The 18211-nt window shown below is 70.5% G+C and carries 18 protein-coding genes; 13 read left to right on the forward strand and 5 right to left on the reverse strand.

Annotation, left to right across the window (positions count from 1 at the left end; all coding sequences use genetic code 11):
* Nucleotides 1–20: 20 nt before the first annotated feature.
* The gene (locus ACWDSJ_RS07260; protein WP_450029960.1) at nucleotides 21–1166 is read right to left on the reverse strand and encodes a citrate synthase 2; all 1146 of its coding nucleotides are present in this window, start codon (nucleotides 1164–1166) and stop codon (nucleotides 21–23) included.
* A gap of 203 nt (nucleotides 1167–1369) precedes the next feature.
* On the opposite strand from ACWDSJ_RS07260, the gene pdxH reads away from it, so the two are divergent.
* The 6 genes from pdxH to ACWDSJ_RS07290 all read left to right on the forward strand — a co-directional run bounded on the left by pdxH (nucleotide 1370) and on the right by ACWDSJ_RS07290 (nucleotide 7848).
* Nucleotides 1370–2005 (forward strand): pyridoxamine 5'-phosphate oxidase, encoded by a 636-nt coding sequence (gene pdxH, locus ACWDSJ_RS07265; RefSeq protein ID WP_387368049.1) that lies wholly within the window; start codon nucleotides 1370–1372, stop codon nucleotides 2003–2005.
* 89 nt (nucleotides 2006–2094) lie between these two features.
* On the forward strand, nucleotides 2095–3375 hold the full coding sequence (locus ACWDSJ_RS07270; RefSeq protein ID WP_450029962.1) for an MFS transporter: 1281 nt from the start codon (nucleotides 2095–2097) through the stop codon (nucleotides 3373–3375).
* Nucleotides 3376–3557: 182 nt separating this feature from the next.
* Complete coding sequence (locus tag ACWDSJ_RS07275) at nucleotides 3558–4871, forward strand: citrate synthase (protein ID WP_450029964.1); 1314 nt, start codon at nucleotides 3558–3560, stop codon at nucleotides 4869–4871.
* Between the two features lie 141 nt (nucleotides 4872–5012).
* A complete protein-coding gene (locus tag ACWDSJ_RS07280; protein WP_387367822.1) occupies nucleotides 5013–6203 on the forward strand; it encodes an AI-2E family transporter in 1191 nt (396 codons plus the stop codon).
* Nucleotides 6204–6212: 9 nt separating this feature from the next.
* Nucleotides 6213–7412, forward strand: a complete 1200-nt coding sequence (locus ACWDSJ_RS07285) for a GNAT family N-acetyltransferase (protein ID WP_387367819.1) — start codon at nucleotides 6213–6215, stop codon at nucleotides 7410–7412.
* A 46-nt stretch (nucleotides 7413–7458) separates the two neighbouring features.
* A complete protein-coding gene (locus tag ACWDSJ_RS07290; protein WP_450030027.1) occupies nucleotides 7459–7848 on the forward strand; it encodes a YccF domain-containing protein in 390 nt (129 codons plus the stop codon).
* A gap of 4 nt (nucleotides 7849–7852) precedes the next feature.
* Here the strand turns inward: ACWDSJ_RS07290 and ACWDSJ_RS07295 are convergent, their stop codons facing one another.
* Nucleotides 7853–8290 carry a MarR family winged helix-turn-helix transcriptional regulator gene (locus ACWDSJ_RS07295; RefSeq protein WP_387367816.1) on the reverse strand — a complete coding sequence of 146 codons (438 nt, stop codon included), beginning with the start codon at nucleotides 8288–8290 and terminating at the stop codon, nucleotides 7853–7855.
* A 63-nt stretch (nucleotides 8291–8353) separates the two neighbouring features.
* On the opposite strand from ACWDSJ_RS07295, the gene ACWDSJ_RS07300 reads away from it, so the two are divergent.
* A complete protein-coding gene (locus ACWDSJ_RS07300; RefSeq protein ID WP_387367813.1) occupies nucleotides 8354–8590 on the forward strand; it encodes a DUF2530 domain-containing protein in 237 nt (78 codons plus the stop codon).
* 70 nt (nucleotides 8591–8660) lie between these two features.
* Nucleotides 8661–9275 (forward strand): TetR/AcrR family transcriptional regulator, encoded by a 615-nt coding sequence (locus ACWDSJ_RS07305; RefSeq protein WP_450029968.1) that lies wholly within the window; start codon nucleotides 8661–8663, stop codon nucleotides 9273–9275.
* Here ACWDSJ_RS07305 and ACWDSJ_RS07310 read toward each other — a convergent pair.
* Together ACWDSJ_RS07310 and ACWDSJ_RS07315 are read right to left on the reverse strand one after the other, a co-directional pair.
* On the reverse strand, nucleotides 9263–12004 hold the full coding sequence (locus tag ACWDSJ_RS07310) for a sacsin N-terminal ATP-binding-like domain-containing protein (protein ID WP_450029970.1): 2742 nt from the start codon (nucleotides 12002–12004) through the stop codon (nucleotides 9263–9265). The genes ACWDSJ_RS07305 and ACWDSJ_RS07310 overlap by 13 nt on opposite strands.
* An 8-nt stretch (nucleotides 12005–12012) precedes the next feature.
* Nucleotides 12013–13365: a DUF3027 domain-containing protein gene (locus ACWDSJ_RS07315; protein WP_450029972.1), complete on the reverse strand. Its 1353-nt coding sequence runs from the start codon at nucleotides 13363–13365 to the stop codon at nucleotides 12013–12015.
* A 17-nt stretch (nucleotides 13366–13382) separates the two neighbouring features.
* On the opposite strand from ACWDSJ_RS07315, the gene ACWDSJ_RS07320 reads away from it, so the two are divergent.
* From ACWDSJ_RS07320 to ACWDSJ_RS07330, 3 genes are read left to right on the forward strand one after another with little or no spacing between them, the layout of a single operon-like run.
* Nucleotides 13383–14168 carry a glutaminyl-peptide cyclotransferase gene (locus ACWDSJ_RS07320; RefSeq protein ID WP_450029974.1) on the forward strand — a complete coding sequence of 262 codons (786 nt, stop codon included), beginning with the start codon at nucleotides 13383–13385 and terminating at the stop codon, nucleotides 14166–14168.
* 54 nt (nucleotides 14169–14222) lie between these two features.
* Nucleotides 14223–15911, forward strand: coding sequence for an MFS transporter (locus ACWDSJ_RS07325; protein WP_450029976.1), 1689 nt, complete (start codon nucleotides 14223–14225; stop codon nucleotides 15909–15911).
* Nucleotides 15908–16441 carry a DUF2771 domain-containing protein gene (locus tag ACWDSJ_RS07330; protein ID WP_387367796.1) on the forward strand — a complete coding sequence of 178 codons (534 nt, stop codon included), beginning with the start codon at nucleotides 15908–15910 and terminating at the stop codon, nucleotides 16439–16441. Before ACWDSJ_RS07325 ends, ACWDSJ_RS07330 begins: the two co-directional genes overlap by 4 nt.
* Before the next feature lie 12 nt (nucleotides 16442–16453).
* Here the strand turns inward: ACWDSJ_RS07330 and ACWDSJ_RS07335 are convergent, their stop codons facing one another.
* Nucleotides 16454–16870: a cold-shock protein gene (locus ACWDSJ_RS07335; RefSeq protein ID WP_387368044.1), complete on the reverse strand. Its 417-nt coding sequence runs from the start codon at nucleotides 16868–16870 to the stop codon at nucleotides 16454–16456.
* A 178-nt stretch (nucleotides 16871–17048) separates the two neighbouring features.
* Here ACWDSJ_RS07335 and ACWDSJ_RS07340 point away from each other — a divergent pair, with 178 nt between their 5' ends.
* Complete coding sequence (locus tag ACWDSJ_RS07340; RefSeq protein WP_450029978.1) at nucleotides 17049–17282, forward strand: hypothetical protein; 234 nt, start codon at nucleotides 17049–17051, stop codon at nucleotides 17280–17282.
* Between the two features lie 278 nt (nucleotides 17283–17560).
* Complete coding sequence (locus ACWDSJ_RS07345; protein ID WP_387367790.1) at nucleotides 17561–18187, forward strand: transglycosylase family protein; 627 nt, start codon at nucleotides 17561–17563, stop codon at nucleotides 18185–18187.
* Nucleotides 18188–18211: the final 24 nt, after the last annotated feature.

The raw sequence follows: 18211 nt of genomic DNA on the forward strand, positions 1-18211 counted from the left end.
CTAGTCCACGGCGGCCGAGATCACTTGCGCGCCACGCTCTCCCAGCCGCCTACGCTCGCGGCGGGGCGCGGCTCGGGGCCGGTGTAGATGGCGGCCGGGCGGACCAGCTTGCCCAGTTGCTTCTGCTCGAGGATGTGCGCGCACCAGCCCGCGGTCCGGCCACAGGTGAACATGGCGGGCATCATGTGCGCGGGCACCTCGGCGAAGTCCAGGATCACCGCGGCCCAGAACTCGACATTGGTCTCGATGGCGCGATCGGGACGACGCTCGCGCAGTTCGGCCAGCGCGGCGTCCTCCAGCGCGGCGGCGACCTCGTAGCGCGGGGCGCCGAGCCGCTTCGCGGTCGCGCGCAGCACCCGGGCGCGCGGGTCCTCGGCCCGGTACACCCGGTGGCCGAAGCCCATCAGCTTCTCCTTGCGATCGAGGATGCCCTTCACCAGAGCCCGTGCGTCCCCGGTCTGTTCGACCTGCTCGATCATGGGCAGCACGCGGGCGGGGGCGCCGCCGTGCAGCGGACCCGACATCGCGCCGATCGCGCCGGACAGGCAGGCCGCGACGTCGGCGCCGGTGGAGGCGATCACGCGGGCGGTGAAGGTGGAGGCGTTCATGCCGTGCTCGGCCGCGGAGACCCAGTAGGCGTCGATGGCCTCGATGTGACGCGGGTCCGGATCACCCTTCCAGCGGGTCATGAACCGCTCGGTGATGGTGTCGCACTCGTCGATCTTCTGCTGCGGCACGGCGGGCTGGTAGATGCCGCGCGCGGACTGGGCCACATAGGACAGGGCCATGACCGAGGCGCGGGCCAGGTTGTCCCGCGCGGTGTCGTCGTCGATGTCCAGCAGCGGCTGGTAGCCCCAGATCGGGGCGAGCATGGCCAGGCCCGCCTGCACGTCGACGCGCACGTCGCCGGTGTGCACCGGGAGCGGGAACGGTTCGGCGGGCGGGAGGCCGCGGCCGAATTCGCCGTCGACCAGCAGGGCCCAGACGTCACCGAAGGTCACCTTGTTGGCCACCAGGTCCTCGATGTCGACGCCCCGGTAGCGCAGCGCGCCACCGTCCTTGTCCGGTTCGGCGATGTCGGTGGTGAAAGCCACCACGCCTTCCAGGCCGCTCACGAAATCGGGGGGTACGGCAGGCCCGGTCGGAGCCGCAGCGCTGGCAGTCATGTTGTGACTCTCCTTGCAATTCGGGCCGCACGTTCTCCGGGCGGCCACGCCGATCACCTAGAACCTTAGTCGCTCGACTACTCCGGAGTAACGTCTGGGCCATGCGCGACGAGCAGAATTCACTTGGCTCACCCGAATGGGAAACCGACGTCGAAACCGCCGAGGTCGATCCCGCGACGCGGGCCGAGATGGATATCGCCGCGATGCGCGCCGAATACGGCGGCGATCCCGATCTCGACGAATCGTGGCTGGTCGACGGGTGGGAACCGGTGTTGCGCTCGTGGATCGAGCAGGCCACCCGGGCCGGTGTCGCCGAGCCGAACGCGATGGTGCTGGCCACGGTCGAACCCACCGAACGCGGGCCGCGCCCGGCCTCGCGCACGGTGCTCTGCAAAGGACTCTCGACAGCGGGTGTGACTTTTTACACGAATTACGGTTCCGCCAAGGGCACGCAATTGGCGGCCGTTCCCTATGCCTCGATCACCTTCGCGTGGCCCGCGCTCGGCCGCCAGGTGAATCTGCGCGGCCCGGTCGATCGGGTTTCCGCCGAGGCTACCGCCGTGTATTGGCGCTCCCGCCCGCGCAATTCGCAACTGGGCGCCTGGGCCTCCCAGCAGTCCCGCCCGATAGCCTCCCGCGCCGACCTCGACCGCCTGCTCGCCGACACCACCGCCCGCTTCGACGGCGTGGACCGGATCCCGGTCCCCGCCGACTGGGGCGGCTTCATCCTCCGCCCCGAAACCGTCGAATTCTGGCAGGGCCGCCGCAGCCGCCTCCACAACCGCATCCGCCTCACCCTCGGTCCCAACGGCACCGAGCTGGAACGCTTGCAGCCGTAGGGCCGCCCCCGCGTCAAGGGTTATATTCATGGGATGATTCACCCCTCCCAGCCCCCTGCCCCGGGCCTTCATCCCATACCCTCACCTCGGTGAAACTGCTCGCCGACGTCGCCCCCTTACGCCACACCGACTTTCGCAGGCTCTGGGTGACCAATATCGTGACCGTCGTCGGGGCGCAGCTGTCCGTGGTGGCGGTGCCGCAGCAGATCTTCGAGATCACCCACAGTTCCGGGTATGTGGGGCTGGCGGGGCTGTTCGGGCTGGTGCCGCTGATCGTGTTCGGGCTGTGGGGCGGGGCGCTGGCCGATGTGATGGATCGGCGAAAGTTGTTGCTGATCACCAGCTTCGGGACCGGGGCCACGGCGCTGGCGTTCTGGGCGCAGGCGGCGGCCGGGGTGGACAACGTGTGGCTGGTGTTCGGGCTGTTCGCGGTGCAGCAGGCGTTCTTCGCGGTGAACCAGCCCACCCGCAGCGCCATCTTCCCGCGGCTGCTGCCGGGCGAGTTGCTCCCGGCGGCGAACTCGCTCAACTCGACCGTCTTCCAGTTCGGCGCGATCGCCGGACCCGTGCTGGCGGGCACGCTCATTCCGGTCGCGGGCCTGTCGACGCTGTATCTGCTGGACGCGGTCGCCCTGCTGGCCACGCTGTGGGCGGTCTGGCGGCTGCCCCCGATCCCGCCGACGGGCGCGGTGCGGCGGGCCGGATTGCGTACCGTCGTCGAGGGTTTCGCGTATCTGGCGACCCAGCGCATCCTGCTCGCGTCCTTCGCCGTGGACATCGTGGCCATGGTGTTCGGCATGCCGCGGGCGCTGTTCCCGCAGATCGCGCACGAGACCTTCGGCGATCCGGTCGGCGGCGGCAGCGCGCTGGGTCTGCTGTTCGCGGCGCTGTCGGCGGGCGCGGTCGCGGGCGGCATCTGCTCGGGCTGGCTGAGTCATGTGCGGCGACAGGGGCTGGCCGTCGTCGTCTGCATCGCGCTGTGGGGGGCGGGCATGGTCGGCTTCGGCGTCGCGGTCGGGCTCACCGGCGCGCACCTGAGCCGCTCCCTCGGGCTGTGGATCGCGTTGGGCTGCTTGGCCTTCGGCGGCGCGGTCGACATGTTCTCCGCCGCCCTGCGCAGCACCATGCTGCAACAGGTCGCCACCGACGAGATGCGCGGCCGGTTGCAGGGGGTGTTCATCGTGGTGGTCGCGGGCGGCCCGCGCATCGGTGATGTTGCCCACGGTTTCGCGGCCGCGGCCCTGGGTACCGCGCTCGCCTCCGCCGGGGGCGGTGGCCTGGTGGTGGTCGGGATGCTGGTCGCGGCGGTGGTCTTCCCGGCGTTCATGCGTTATCGCGTGCCCCGCGCGCAGTCGGAACTGCCGGTGTGACGGGCACTTCCGCGCGATACCACGCCGCGCCCGCGACGTTCACATCGTGCGCGGGTGACCGTGAGGTAGCAACACCGACCCTCACGATTCGGCCGCGCCGGCCAGCGACTAGCGTTGAAGCAGGCGCATCGGACGCCGACCGCGCCCGATGCCTATGGTTCTAGCCAGAGAGGGATCCTTCCGTGCCCGCTGAGAACATCATCAACGTCGACGACGACGCCAAGCCGGTACTGTCCTACCCCGGTGGCGAATACGCCATGACCGTGGCCAAGGCCGCCGAGGGTAACGACGGGATCGATCTGGGCAAGCTGCTGGCCAGCACCGGATACGTCACCTACGACCCTGGTTTCACCAACACCGCCCCCACCAAGTCCGCGATCACCTACATCGACGGCGAGGCGGGCATCCTGCGCTACCGCGGCTACCCGATCGAGCAGCTGGCCGAGCGCTCCACCTTCCTCGAGGTCAGCTACCTGCTGATCTACGGCGAGCTGCCCACTCAGGCCCAGCTCGACGACTTCACCGACCGGATCCGCCGGCACACCCTGCTGCACGAGGATCTCAAGCGCTTCTTCGACGGCTTCCCGCGCAACGCCCACCCGATGCCGGTGCTGTCCTCGGCGGTCAACGCCCTGTCGGCCTACTACCAGGATTCGCTGGACCCGCGCGATCCCGAGCAGGTCGAGCTGTCCACGATCCGGCTGCTGGCCAAGCTGCCGACCATCGCGGCCTACTCCTACAAGAAGTCGGTCGGCCAGCCGTTCCTCTACCCCGACAACTCGCTGTCGCTGGTGGAGAACTTCCTGCGGATGACCTTCGGCTTCCCGGCCGAACCCTACGAGGTCGACCCCGATGTCGCCGCCGCGCTGGACATGCTGCTCATCCTGCACGCCGATCACGAGCAGAACTGCTCGACCTCGACCGTGCGCCTGGTCGGTTCGTCGGACGCCAACCTGTTCACCTCGGTCTCCGGCGGCATCAACGCGCTGTGGGGTCCGCTGCACGGCGGCGCCAACCAGGCCGTGCTGGAGATGCTCGACGGCATCCAGAACTCCGGCGGCGACGTCGAGGAGTTCATCCGCAAGGTCAAGAACAAGGAGGACGGGGTGAAGCTCATGGGCTTCGGACACCGCGTCTACCGCAACTACGACCCGCGCGCGACCATCGTGAAGAAGACCGCCGACCAGATCCTCGGCAAGCTCGGCGTGCAGGATCCGCTGCTCGACATCGCCAAGCAGCTCGAGGAGGCCGCGCTGTCCGACGACTACTTCGTCGAGCGCCGCCTGTACCCGAACGTCGACTTCTACACCGGCGTCATCTACCGCGCGATGGGCTTCCCCACCCGCATGTTCACCGTCCTGTTCGCGATGGGCCGGCTGCCCGGCTGGATCGCGCACTGGCGCGAACTGCACCGCGAGCCGCTGAAGATCGGCCGCCCCCGCCAGATCTACACCGGCTACGGCGAGCGCGACTACCACGAGATCAGCGGTCGCTGAACCACTTTCGCGAAAACCCGCTACCGCGTCCGGCGGTGGCGGGTTTTCGGGTTTCCGGACCCGCTCGACGGGCTACAGCCGGAGCAGACCCGACGCGGGTCGCAGCCGAGAACACAGGGCGAGGTCCGGGAGACTGGTGGCGTGGCCGAGGATGTATCGACTCCCGGATCGGGAGAGACGGAACGGATGCCGCGCTGGCTGCCGCGGGCGCTGCTGCTCGGGTTCGCGTTCCTGGCCGCGTATCAGATCGGTGACTGGGCCTTCCACAAACTGCTCGGGCTGATCACGATGATGCTGGTCGCCTTCTTCATCGCGCTGGCGATGGAACCGGCGGTCGATCTGCTCACCCATCGCAAGGTGCCGCGCGGGCTCGCGGTCGGAATCGTGTTCGTGGTGCTGTTCGCCGCGGTGGCGGGCTTTCTCGCCGCGCTGGTGACGCTGCTGGTGGAGACGGTGAGCAACCTGCTCAACGAATTGCCCGGCCTGCTCAACGATCTCGTCGGCTGGGTGAACAACACCTTCCACCAACACTTCACGATCGATCAGCTGCGCGATCGCCTGCTGCACGACTCGAACATCCTCAACAACTACGCCCAGACCGCAGCCAACAACATCTGGGGCCTGTCGAGCACGATCCTCGGCGGGCTGGCCCAGTTCCTGACCATCGCGTTGTTCAGCATCTACCTCACCGCCGACGGCCCGAAGCTGCGCCGCACGCTGTGCTCGATGCTGCCGCCCAAACGCCAGGACGACGTGCTGCACGCCTGGGATCTGGCCATCGACAAGACCGGCGGCTACCTGTACTCGCGTGCGCTGCTCGCGGTGATCTCGGCGGTCACGCACGCGATCTTCCTGGCGATCCTGAACCTGCCCAATCCGATCGCGCTCGGGGTCTGGTTCGGCGTGATCGCCTCCTTCGTGCCGACCATCGGCACCTATCTGGCCAGCGTGCTGCCGATTCTGGTGGCGCTGACCGTGCACCCCTTCGACGCGGTGTGGCTGCTGATCTTCGTCGTGCTCTACCAGTGGTTCCAGGACTACCTGCTGCAACCGCGGATCACCGCCCGCACGGTCGACGTGAACGCGGCCGTGGCGCTGTTGGCGGTGCTCGCGGGCGCGGCGCTGCTGGGCGCGGTCGGCGCGCTGCTGGCGATCCCGGCGACCGCGACCGTGCAGGCGTTCCTGAGCGAGTACGTGCCGCGCTACGAGGTGCCCGAGGATCCGCGCATCGAGCGCACCGCGCCCCGGCGCGAGCGAAAGGCCATGATGCGCAGGCGTTCTCGGCGCAATCGCCGAATCAAACGGGTCGACCCCGAACAGGGCGAGTCGTAAGGTCGAGAAATGTCCCTTCCCGCCGGAATCACCCTGCGCACCGCGACGACGGCCGACGAGCCCGCGCTGCGGCTCCTGCTCGCCAACGCGTTCGGCGGGGAACCGCAGGTGGAACCCGAGCTGGCCGAACAGCGCCGACGGCTGTTCCGCACCGAGGACGCGATCGTCGCGGTCGACGGCGACCGCATCGTCGGGCACACCGGCTACCGCACGATGACCGTGACCGTCCCCGGCGAACGGACCGTCGACGCGTGCGGCGTCGCGGCGGTCGCGGTCGCGCCCACCCACCGCCGCCGCGGCATCCTGCGCGCGATGTACGCCGAACAGCATCGCCGCACCGAGCGCGCCGGACTGCCGCTGACCATCTTCACCGCCAGCGAGGGCGGCATCTACGGCCGCTTCGGCTACGGCCCGGCGGTGGTGGAGAACCGGGTGAGCATCGATCGCCGCTTCGCCGAATTCCGTTCCGGTGCACCGGATCCCGGTGGGGTGCGGCTCGTCGCGCTGGACGAGGCGGTGCCGCGGCTACCCGGGATCTACGATCGCTGGCGCCGCCGCACGCCCGGCGCGCAGGTCCGCCCGGAGGCGGCGTGGCGGGTGCGGCTGCTGTCGCTGGGCCGCGAGGGCGGGGTGTACGTCCTGCTGCATCCGGACGGGTACGCGCTCTACCGGTTCCGGCGGCCCGACGATCGGCTGCACGCCGAGGTGCTCGAGCTGCGGGCGGTGACCGACGAGGCGCACGCGGCGCTGTGGCGGGCGCTGCTGGGCCTGGATCTGGTGACGGTCGTGGAGGCCGTCGTCGCCACCGACGATCCGCTGCCGTATCTGCTCACCGATCCCCGGCTGGTGCGCACGGTCGGGCGGTCCGACGGCCTGTGGACCCGGCTCATGGACGTCCCCGCCGCGCTGTCCGCCCGGACCTATCAGGGCGATCTGGATGTGGTGCTGGCCGTGGACGATCCGTTCCGGGACGCGGGCGGCGCCTTCGCGCTGCGCGCGCGGGACGGGACGGCCGAATGCGAGCCGACCACCCGCCCCGCGGACGCCGAGCTGGGCATCGATGTGCTCGGCTCGCTGTACCTGGGCGCGCACCGGGCCCGGCCCTTCGCCGCGGCGAATCGCCTGCACGCCAAGGATTCCGAGGTGCTGCGCGCCCTGGACACCGCCTTCGGCAGCGACCGCGAGGCCGTGCTCGGCTGGTTCTTCTGAGGTCGACGTCCGGGCGAACCGCTGGCATGCTGGGGACGTGACGCTCATCCGGTTCGTGCTGAACGTGCTGTGGCTGGTACTGGCCGGGTTCTGGATGGCTCTGGGTTATCTGCTCGCCGGGATCGTCTGCTGCGTGCTGATCGTGACCATTCCGTTCGGCATCGCCTCGTTCCGCATCGCCGGGTACGTGCTGTGGCCGTTCGGGCGCGAGGCGGTGGCCCGGCCCGGCGCGGGCACGCCCTCGCTCGTCGGCAACGTCATCTGGTTCCTGGTGGCCGGGTGGTGGCTGGCGCTGGGGCACCTGTTCACCAGCGTCCCGCTGTTCGTGTCCGTCGTCGGCATCCCGTTCGGCTGGGCCAATCTCAAGCTGATCCCGATCTCGCTGATGCCGCTGGGCCGCGAGATCGTCGACAGCGACCGGGCTTTCGCGGCCTGAGACCCTATTCCGATTGGTCCACAATCTGTTTCATGATCGCGACCGCGTCGCGCAGCACGCGCAGCTGCTCGGGGTCGAGACCCGACAACTGCTCGGTCATCCACGCCTCGCGGGCGTTGTTCTCGTCCTGGATCAGCGCGCGCCCGCTCTCCGACAGCGAGACGATGACCTGCCGACCGTCGGTCGGATGCGGATTGCGGTTCACCAGCGCGAGTTCCGACAACGACGCGATGACCCGGGTCATCGACGGCGGCTGCACCCGCTCCTTGGCGGCGAGCATGCCCGGCGTCATGGCGCCCTCGCGGTTCAGCGTGGCCAGGGCCGACAGCTGAGTCAGCGAAATCTGGGCGTCGGCGCGGCGGCCGCGCAGGTGACGCGTCAGACGCACGACCGCCAGCGAGAGGTCGGCGGCGAGCGCGCGAATGTCGGAAGACGTTGTCACAGAGGCAAACGATACGGGACCGCACGGCGCCCAACGGCCGTTCCCGTCGCTAAGCTCGAGGACGTGAACCGTGCCGTCCCCGAGATTCCGCCGCGCCTGACCGATCCCCGTCCGGTGCTGGTCGTCGGGGTGCTGGCCTGGGTGATCGCGACCGTGGTGGTGTGGTCGGTCGACCGCTGGGCCGACGCGCGGCCGATCTGCCTGATGGGTATCGCGGTGGGCGGGCTCGCCTACGGCATCTACGCGCTGCAACGGCGTTCGGCCCGGCGCGGGGACAAGGGTGCGCAAAAAGGCCTCTGACACACTTTTGCCGCCCCGCGAATTGACTGTTCGCGCCCTTACGGCTTAACTGCGTTGGGTGTCCTCCCGATTGAGCGTCGAAGAAAGACGAGCCCACCTTATCGAGGCGGCCATCGGTCTTGCCGAAAAAAAGGGCGTCGCCGGGGTAACCACACGCGATGTGGCTCAGGCGGCCGGGGTTTCGCTCGGTGTGGTGCATTACTGTTTCGAAAACAAGGACGCCCTCATGACCGAGTTGGTCAAGGCGTTGTCGATGGAATTACGCGATTCCGTCGAGACCAATGAAACGGTCTGGCAGGACGTCGGAAGCGGAAAGGAATCGCTTCAGAATTTGGTGCGCGCGAGCCTGGAACTGTTGTGGCTGAACATCGAGGCCACGCCCGAACGGCAACTGCTCACCTACGAAACGACCACCTACGCGTTGCGCGAAAGCGAGCAGACCCCGGCCAAACTCGCCATCGCGCGCGAGCAGTACACGTTCAACGACTCCACGGTCGCCGACGTCCTGGAACACGCCCGCGACGCCACCGGCACCACGTGGTCGGTTCCGGTGCAGACGCTGAGCCGGTTCACGCTCAACGTGATCGACGGCGTCGTGCTGCGCTGGCTGGTCGACAACGATTCCGCCGCGGTCCGCGCGCAACTGGACCTGCTCGCGGAGATGATCTCGCACTACGCGAAGTAGCCCTGCCGCCGGACGTGTGTCGTGGTGTCCACGCGCCACCACGGCACCTCGACCTCGGCCTCGTACGCGCCGGTGAGCCGGACCCGCAGCCGATCGTGCAGCACCAATTCGCCCGCGGCGCGGCCGAATTGCAGGCGCAGCAGGACGCCGAAGGGGTCGTCGGACCAGCTGGCCGGGTCGCCCGCGCCGAGGATCTCGGCGTCGACGGCGGTGGCGGCCAGCGGCAGATCCAGCAGGTTCGCCAGCGCCTCGGCGTGGTCGAGATCGCCGACCACCAGCCGGTCCGGCGGCAGCGCGAGGCCGTACCAGGGTCGATCGAGGACCAGCGCGTCGGCGGGGTCGACGACCGCGCCGGACAGTGCGCGCACCCGGTCGGGCGGGGCGAGCGCGTCCAGGTCGAGCCGGTCGGCGGCCGCGGCCAGTCGCGCGTGCGTGCGCGAGATCGCTTCGGGCGATGGGGTTTTCGCGGGGTCGGCGAGCGCGTCGAGCAGTGCGGCGGCCAGGTCCTGGCCGATGGCGTCCGGATCGGCGAGCACGGCGCGCAGGGCGGTGAGTTCGGCGGCCGCGAAGCCGGTGAGTTCGGGGAGCAGACCGGCGAAGACCGGGTCGCCGGGCGCGCGATGACGGCCGAGCGGTACGCCGTCCACGCGGGCGTGGGTGCGCAGCCACCACGCGGTGTAGCCGTCGCGGTCGGCCAGCAGCGGGCGGGTGGCGGGGTCGGACAGCAACAGCCGCAACGCCTTCGGCCACGCGGCGTCGGCGACCAGATCCAGATCGCGCACGGCGGCCAGTTCCGGCGGATCCTCCGCGAGGCCCGCCCACCAGGTCTCCTCGTCGTCGAGCTGATGATCGGGGCCGGTCGGATCGGATTCGGTGACGACGGTGAACGCCCAGCCCACGCCGACGGCCCGCAGCGCGGCGGGACCGAAGCGGTCCACGAGCGCGGAATCGACTGTGCCGAACGGTGAATCGGCCACCAGCACGTCCGCCAGCGGGGCGTCGGGGAGCAGCAGTTCGTCGGCGGGTCGGAGATCGCCCGCGGTGTCGGGGAGTTCGAGCAGGCCGAGCCACGGCGGCAGGACGGTGCCCTCGGGCAGCTGGGCCGCCAGGCCGAGCACGGCGGCCACCGTATCCGGGTCGGCGGCGTCGAGTTCCAATTCCCCTTGCAGCGCGGGATCGTTCAGCAGATCCTCGGCGCTCACCGCGCGGGCGCCCAGGCGGCCGAGCAGCTCGTGCGCGGCCTCGGGGTGGACCAGGCGCGCCCAGCGGACGGGCAGGGTGGTGTCGAGATGGTCGTCGAGCACGACCGTGCGCGGGCCGGTGACCAGGCGGTCGTCGACGAGCGGGACGGCCAGGGCGCCCAGTTCCTCGACCGAGAGCGGGTCGGTGACGAACGGTTCCAGGGCGTCGTAGAACGCGTACCACCAGTTCGGCGGGCGTTCCCAGCCCGCGGACAGCTCGGCGACGCGGGCCAGTCCGATGCGATGCACGTCCAGGACGGCCAGGATGTCGGCGGCGGCGCGACCGGACAGGTCGGCGATCACCAGCGGGCCGATCACATCGGCGAGCAGGGCGGTCAATTCCTCGGTGGCGCCGGGCAATACGCTGCTGCGCCGGGGTGCGGCGACGGCGGGAGCGCCGGTCGGATCGAGGACGGGCAGCCACTCCCCCGCGCGCAGGTCGGCGATCACCGCCTCGCGCAGCAGGCCGTCGGCCTCGCCGCGCGCGAAACCGGGGGCGGGCACCAGGACGAGGCGGTCGCGGGCGGGCAGGGCGCGGGCGAAATCGGCGTAGCCGTGCGCCAATTCGGCGACGCGGGCGCCGGGGAGCAGGCGGCGGCGGTCGGGCTGCATCGCGATATCGGCGATGAGCAGGGCGGGCAGCGACAGTTCCTCGTCGGAGCGGGTGGGGGCGCGCAGGACGTCCGGGTCGGCGGGGACGGGGCTGCCGTCGCGGATCGGGAGCAGCCAGCGGGCACGCGGGGTGCGGTACTGCCACCAGACGCGGTCGGCCTCGTCCGGGCCGGTCAGCCGCACCTCGGTCAGGCCGTCGCCGAGTTCGGTTGTCGCCGAGGTGATCTCGTCGTCCGCGATGCGGATCGCGCACAGGGCCGGGAGTTCCAGGAGCAGGTCGGCGGCCTCGTCGCGCAGCTCGGCCAGCAGGCGCTCCGGGTCGACGTCCTCGCGCAGGGTGAGCACGATCTCGCTGTCGAAACCCGCGGCCGGGGCGGTGTCGACCGGCCACACCAGGCGCAGGACCGGCGGCGCGAAGCCGTCGTCCTCGGGAACGCGAATGTCGTGATTGCGCAGCGTCGCCCAGGTGCGTCGGCGCGAGAACCGCAACGAGCCGGTGCGGGAACGGAATTCGATCTCGTCGGAGACCGCGACCACGGCCGTGAACCCCACGCCGAAGCGGCCCACCGCCGACGCGTCCGATTTGGCCGAGGCGCGCAGCGCGGTCAGCGCGTGCACACCCGAAACGTCCAGCGGCACACCGGTATTCGCGATGTGCAGGGCGTCCCCGGCAAACCACACCGCCAGCCGCCCGGGTACGTCCGCCTTGCGCGCCGCGTCGGCCGCGTTCTGCGCCAGTTCGGTCAGCAGCCGATCGCGATAGCCCGCCCGCACGAGATCCGCCTCGGTCGCGGCGTCCTCCCGCAACCGCGTCGGCGAATCCCGCCACGCCGCGACCACCCCACCCCGCAGCTCCGCGGTCCCGAACGGATCCACCCGCGCGCTCAGTCCTCGTCCGCCGCCCCGGGCCGCTCCCCCGGCTCCACCCGAACCGCCGACACCGCCCAGGCATCGTGATAATGCCCCGCCCCCTCGTCGATCGCCTCGGCGGTCAGCATCGGCTGCAACGCAACCTCTTCCGCCTCGGGCGTGCCCTCCTCCACCGGGGCTGCCTCGGCCTCGGGCGCATCCTGTCCCTCAGTCGCACCCTGCTCGACCGAAGCCTCCTCCGCCACAGGCGTATCCGATGCCTCGGGCGTAGTCCCTTCCGCGGGGGCTACCTCGGCCACGGGCGCATCCTCTCCCCCAGCCGCAACCTGCTCGACCGAAGCCTCCTCGGCCACGGGCGCATTCGCCGACTCGGGGGTAGCCCCTTCCGCGGGGGCCGAATCCGCCTCGGGCGCGGGCGCGTTCGCCGACTCGGGCGTGGTTTCCGCCACCGGAGCCGCCTCGGCCTCGGGCGAAGGCTCCTCGGCTACCGGCGCGTCCGTTGCCTCGGGCGTAGTCCCTTCCGCCGGGGCCGCCTCGGCCTCGGCCGCAACCTCTGGGGTCGAATCCGCTTCGGGCGCGGGCGTATTCGCCGACTCGGGGGTGGGGGCTTCGGGGCGGAGGTCGGCGGTGGGGATGAGTTCCACGGAGGCGTCGTCGTAGGCCTCGTAGAGGGGGGAGCCGCCGCCGGTGGGGAGGGTGGTGTCGGAGTGGGCGCCGCAGCCGTATTCGGTATGGACGACGTGGCCGTCGGCGCCCATGGCGTTGGCGCAGACGCCGAAGGCGGCGCGCAGGGCTCCGGCGAGCGGGACGAAGAAGCCGCAGACGCCACAGGTCGAGGGGGCCGAGCGGGCCATATCGGTATCGGGGCCGTATTCGGCGTACCAGCGCTCGGCGGCCTCGGCGCGGCCCTCGCGGCTGAGCACCTGCGGGCGGCCCAGGCCGATCTCCTCGGCGACGTCGTCGACCACCGGATCGTCGGTGACCACGTATCCGGGCACCAGGCGCGGATCGTCGGCGGGCGGGGCGAGCAGATCGCCGGGCGCGAGATCCCCCGGGCGCACCCGCTGATCCCACGGCACGAAGTCGGGGGCGACGAGGGCGTCGGGCCCGGGCAGCAGCGCGGACTCGCTGACCGTCGCGTACTCGGCCTCCGGCGGGGCGGCGACCACCACGGCCCACTGCCACCCGCGATAGCCGGGCAGCGTGGCCCGGAAGTGATGGGTGGCCGCGCATTCGTCCTCGGCGGTGACCCCCAGATGCTCGCCCACACCGGTCGGTTGCAGCTCGAGGAGCGCACGGCGAGCCAGCTCGACCGCCTCCGCGAGGATCGGTCGCACACCGGACTCGGAAACAGAAACTGCGCTCACGTCCTACATTTTGCCGTATGGCAGCCAAACCTCGTTCGTGGGCCGCGACTGGTGTGATCTTGCTGGCGACGGCCGTGTCCACGACCACCGCGGGCTGCGCGAACATCGACGACACGCCGCGCTACCGCGTCGAGGTGGTCAGCACCCGCCCGCACGACACCGCCGCCTTCACCGAGGGCCTGGAGATCGACGGCGACGTGCTCTACGAGAGCACCGGACTGGTCGGCCGATCCGAGCTGCGCGCCACCTCGCTCACCACCGACGAGCGACTCGCCCGGGTCGAACTCCCGCCCCCGTACTTCGGCGAGGGCGTCACCAAGGCGGGCGACACCGTGTGGCAGATCACGTGGAAGGACGGCGTCGCCATCGCCCGCGACCCGCGCACCCTGGCCGAACGCGCCCGCGCCCACTACGACGGCGAGGGCTGGGGCCTGTGCACCCGCCGCGATCGCCTCGTCATGAGCGACGGCGGCACCACGCTCACCTTCCGCGATCCGGTCACCTTCGCCGCCACCGGTTCGGTCCACGTCCGCGGCCACGACCAGGCCCGACTCAACGAATTGGATTGCGCCGCGGACGGTTCGGTGTACGCCAACGTCTGGAAGACCGACCACATCCTGCGCATCGATCCCGACACCGGCGCGGTCCTCGCCGACATCGACGCGAGCGGCCTGCTCTCGGCCACCGAACGCGCCGGGGCCGACGTCCTCAACGGCATCGCGCAACTCCCCGGCACCGATCGCTTCCTCGTCACCGGCAAGAACTGGCCGACAATGTTCGAAGTACGGTTCGTCCGGGCATGACCGAACCGCGGACCTGCGCCTCCTCACCCGACAACCTGCGAGAGAATCGATACTGTGACTGCCTCCCGTGAACCCTCCGGTACCGAGCCTGGTCGGTGGGGCGGCGAGGACCATCCGCTCACCCCGCGGCACCCCGGCTACGATCGCTACCCGCCGCCCAACCCCGCGGCACAACACCGGCTACCCCCGTTGCCGCGGCGCGGCGTCGAGCCGGAGGTGCCGGAGTTCATGGCGCACCGCGATCGACGACCGCCGCCCGAACCCGCGCCCACCCTCGCGGAGCCCACCGTCGAGCAGCCCGCCGAAACGTCCGGCCGCCAACGCGTCCCGCGCAAGCTCACCGTGACCCGCGTGGTGGCCATGCGCAGCATCGAGTTGACCGAGAAGGGTTTCCAGACCTTCCAGCGCGCGGCCAAGGCCGACGGCGCGGACCGGTCCGGGCTGACCGCGCTGGTCTACGCGACCATGGCCAACTTCGCGCTGGACGCGGCGATCGCGGTGGCCCTGGCCAATACGCTGTTCTTCGCCAGCGCCACCGCGGAGTCGAAATCGAAGGTGGCGCTGTACCTGTTGATCACGATCGCCCCCTTCGCGGTGATCGCACCCCTGATCGGGCCCATGCTCGACCGGCTGCAACGGGGTCGCCGACTGGCGCTGGCCGGATCGTTCGCGATCCGGGTGGTGGTGGCGCTGGTGCTGATCTTCAGCTTCGACACCTGGGCGCTGTATCCGCTCGCGCTGTGCATGATGATCCTCAGCAAGTCCTTCGCGGTGCTCAAGAGCGCGGTCACGCCGCGCGTGCTGCCGCCGGGAATCGATCTGGTGCGCACCAACTCCCGGCTCACCGTGTTCGGCCTGGTGGGCGGGACATTGGGGGCGGGCGCGGTCGCGGGTCTGGTCGCCGCGGTCGCCGGTTCGATGGGGGCCCTGGTGTTCGCCGCGCTGATCGCCTGCGGCGGAACGTATCTGAGCCTGCGGATTCCGTCCTGGGTGGAGGTCACCGAGGGCGAGGTGCCCGCCACGCTCGGCTATCACGGCGGCGAGGCCCGCACGCAGGTGCTGCCCGAGACCCCGCCCCCGACCGGTAAACCGGACAAACGCCGTCAGCCGCTGGGCCGTTCGGTGGTGACGGGGTTGTGGGGCAACAGCTCGATCCGGGTGCTCACCGGATTCCTCACCTTCTACATCGCCTTCGTGGCCAAGGCGACCGAGCATCGGCCCGTGCAGCAGGCCGCGATGCTGGGTGTGGTCGGCGCGTCGGCGGCCATCGGCAACTTCGTCGGCAATGCCACCGGCGCGCGGCTGAAGCTGGGCCGCCCGGCCCTGATCGTATTGGGCTGCACGGCAAGCTGCGCCGCGGTCGCGCTGGTCGCCGCGTTCCTGGACAATCTGCTGGGCGCGGCGGTGGCGACCCTCGTGGCCGCCGGGGCGAGCGCGCTGGCGAAGGTGTCGCTGGACGCCTCGATCCAGGACGACCTGCCGCCGGAGTCGATCGCCTCCGGCTTCGGTCGCTCCGAGACCGTGCTCCAGCTGTCGTGGGTGATCGGCGGGGCCGGGGGCGTGCTGCTGCCGACCGACTACTGGAAGGGCTTCGCGGTGGTCACCGCGGTCCTGGCGGTCGGACTGCTGCAAACCACGGTGAGTTACCGTGGGCATTCGCTGCTGCCCGGTCTGGGCGGCAATCGCCCGCAGCACGCGGAACCGGAAGAAGTTCGACAAGCGACAGGAAACCCGCCCCAGTGAAGCCGAAAACCCGTCTCGCCCTCGCGCTCTCCGCCGCCGGGGTGCTGGTGGTGCTCGTGGCCGTCGCCGCGGTGGTGATCGTGGCGGTACGGCACGCGGGCGACAAGGAGCCGACGGTCACCGCGTACGCGCACGGCCGGACCGTCACGGTCGCCCCCTATCGGTACTGCACGGTGACGCGGTCCGACGCGGACGGCGGCCTCGGCCTGAACTGCCGCCCGGAAAGCGCCGAGAGCGTGGCCCTGGAGACCCCGCCCGGATATCCGGTGCAGCTGTCGCTGCCGCTCGAGATCGCCCAGGCGCCCTGGGCGATTCGCGCGACGTACCTGCGCCCGGACGGCACCCCCGAACCGCGATTGCTCACCTATCGCGACTACCCCGCGGAAACCCGTGCGGTGACGGTGAATTCGCTGCCCGAACCCGGTCTGCGCCTGGGCGGCCTCGAGGTCGAACTGCTCGTGCCCGTCCGCGACCAGGCCGGGAACGAGGGCTTGGCCCCCTACCAGGCGTGGTCGATCAAGACGGCGTAGCGGATTCGGGGTTCAGTGGTCCAATTCGCGGGCCACGCCCCGCACGACCTCCGCGATGCGCTGGGCCGTCTTGCGGTCGGGGTACTTGCCCTTGCGGAGGTCGGGTTGGACCGTGGCCTCCAGCAGGTTGATCATGTCCTCGATCAGGCCGTGCAGGTCGTCGGGGGACTTGCGGGGCTGGGCGGCGGGAGTTTCCTTGCGGCCCTGGCCACCTCGCACCGAGGGCGGCGGCTCGAGCAGCTTCAGGCTCAGCGCCTGGGGTCCGCGGCGGCCCGCGGCCATCCCGAATTCCACTCGTTGCCCGGGCTTCAGCGCCTCGACACCCTTGGGCAACGCGGACGACCGAACATAGACGTCCTCGCCCTCATCCTGGGAAAGGAAGCCGAAGCCCTTCTCGACGTCGTACCACTTCACCTTGCCGGTCGGCACTGCGCTCACCCGTTCGTCATCGATGCCCGGAACCGCCCGGACACAACCATGGGCCCCGGGTGTGCCCCGGAACCTTTCTGCTCGCGAAAAGAACGCGCCCCACAGGTATGCAGGACGCGATGTCTTCGAGTCTACCCCGGTGCCGATGCACCGAGCACATCAGTTTTACGGTGCACCCGTGCCCGATTCCGCGCCGAACCCCGCGCCCCGACGTCCCTGCCAGCCGCTGCTGCTCGCCGCGCTCGGCCTGTTCGCGATCGGCCTGCTGGCGATCGTGGCCATCTTCGTCGTCCCGCTCGTGAGCGACGCCGAACCCGCGCTGTGGCTGTATCTCCTCGCGATGGCCGCCACCCCGCTGGGGCTGTTGCTGGCGATCGCGTTCGCGCTGTGGTCCGGCCGCCGGGCGCGCTGACAACACCGTTCGCCCGGTTCGTTATCCCGGCGACTCTGTGATTCTCGTCACATCACGGGAAGATCACAGGGTGATCACGGCGGCCGCCGCTCGCGGACGAACCCCTATTACCTGCGCAGACGGGGTTGCGGAAGATGTTGCGCCAGACCGTGACCCACGGGCACGCGCCGGTTACCAAATAGTGATTTTTCCCGGCGATCGTCGTACCGTTCTATCCAGCCGGGAGCAGTCCCGGACCGAGCTCACTCGCAGGTGCGTATGAGAGGGAGACACCCGATATGAGTGGACGCCATCGCAAGCCGACCAACACCGGCCGCACGGTAGCCAAGGTCGCCGTCTCCACCGCGATCATGGGCGGTGCCGGTGTGGCTCTCGCCGGACACGCGGCCGCCGCTCCCGACTCCGACTGGGACAAGCTCGCGCAGTGCGAGTCCGGCGGCAACTGGGGCATCAACACGGGCAACGGATTCCAGGGCGGACTGCAGTTCTCGCAGAGCACCTGGGCCGCGCACGGCGGCACCGAGTACGCCGCCTCCGCCAACCAGGCCACCCGCGAGCAGCAGATCACCGTGGCCGAGCGCGTGCTCGCCAGCCAGGGCTGGGGCGCGTGGCCGTCCTGCTCCTCCCACCTGGGCCTGCACAGCGGCCCGACCGAGCGCACCGCTCCCGCCGCCACCACCCCGCACTGGACCCCGCAGACCGACGCCGCGCCGCAGGCGCCCGCCGACGGCACGCAGGAGGTCTTCCAGGCCGTCGACCAGGCCGTCGCCGCCGCGCAGTCCCAGGGCTTCGCCGTGCCGCAGCAGGCGCTCGACGCCTACAACGCCTTCAAGTCCAGTGGCGCCAAGCTGGATCCGGCGGTCGTCAACTTCTTCGAGGCGAACAAGGGCGCGCTGCCCAACTGAGTCCACGCTCTCGGCGACATCGAA

The organism is Nocardia sp. NPDC003482, assembly GCF_053588115.1.

Bases quoted from the DNA above. Each gene is read 5' to 3' on its own strand.
- ACWDSJ_RS07260 (WP_450029960.1), bottom strand. From the start codon at position 1,166: ATGACTGCCAGCGCTGCGGCTCCGACCGGGCCTGCCGTACCCCCCGAT.
- ACWDSJ_RS07320 (WP_450029974.1), top strand. From the start codon at position 13,383: ATGGCAGCCAAACCTCGTTCGTGGGCCGCGACTGGTGTGATCTTGCTG.
- pdxH (WP_387368049.1), top strand. From the start codon at position 1,370: ATGCGCGCCGAATACGGCGGCGATCCCGATCTCGACGAATCGTGGCTG.
- ACWDSJ_RS07345 (WP_387367790.1), top strand. From the start codon at position 17,561: ATGAGTGGACGCCATCGCAAGCCGACCAACACCGGCCGCACGGTAGCC.
- ACWDSJ_RS07285 (WP_387367819.1), top strand. From the start codon at position 6,213: ATGTCCCTTCCCGCCGGAATCACCCTGCGCACCGCGACGACGGCCGAC.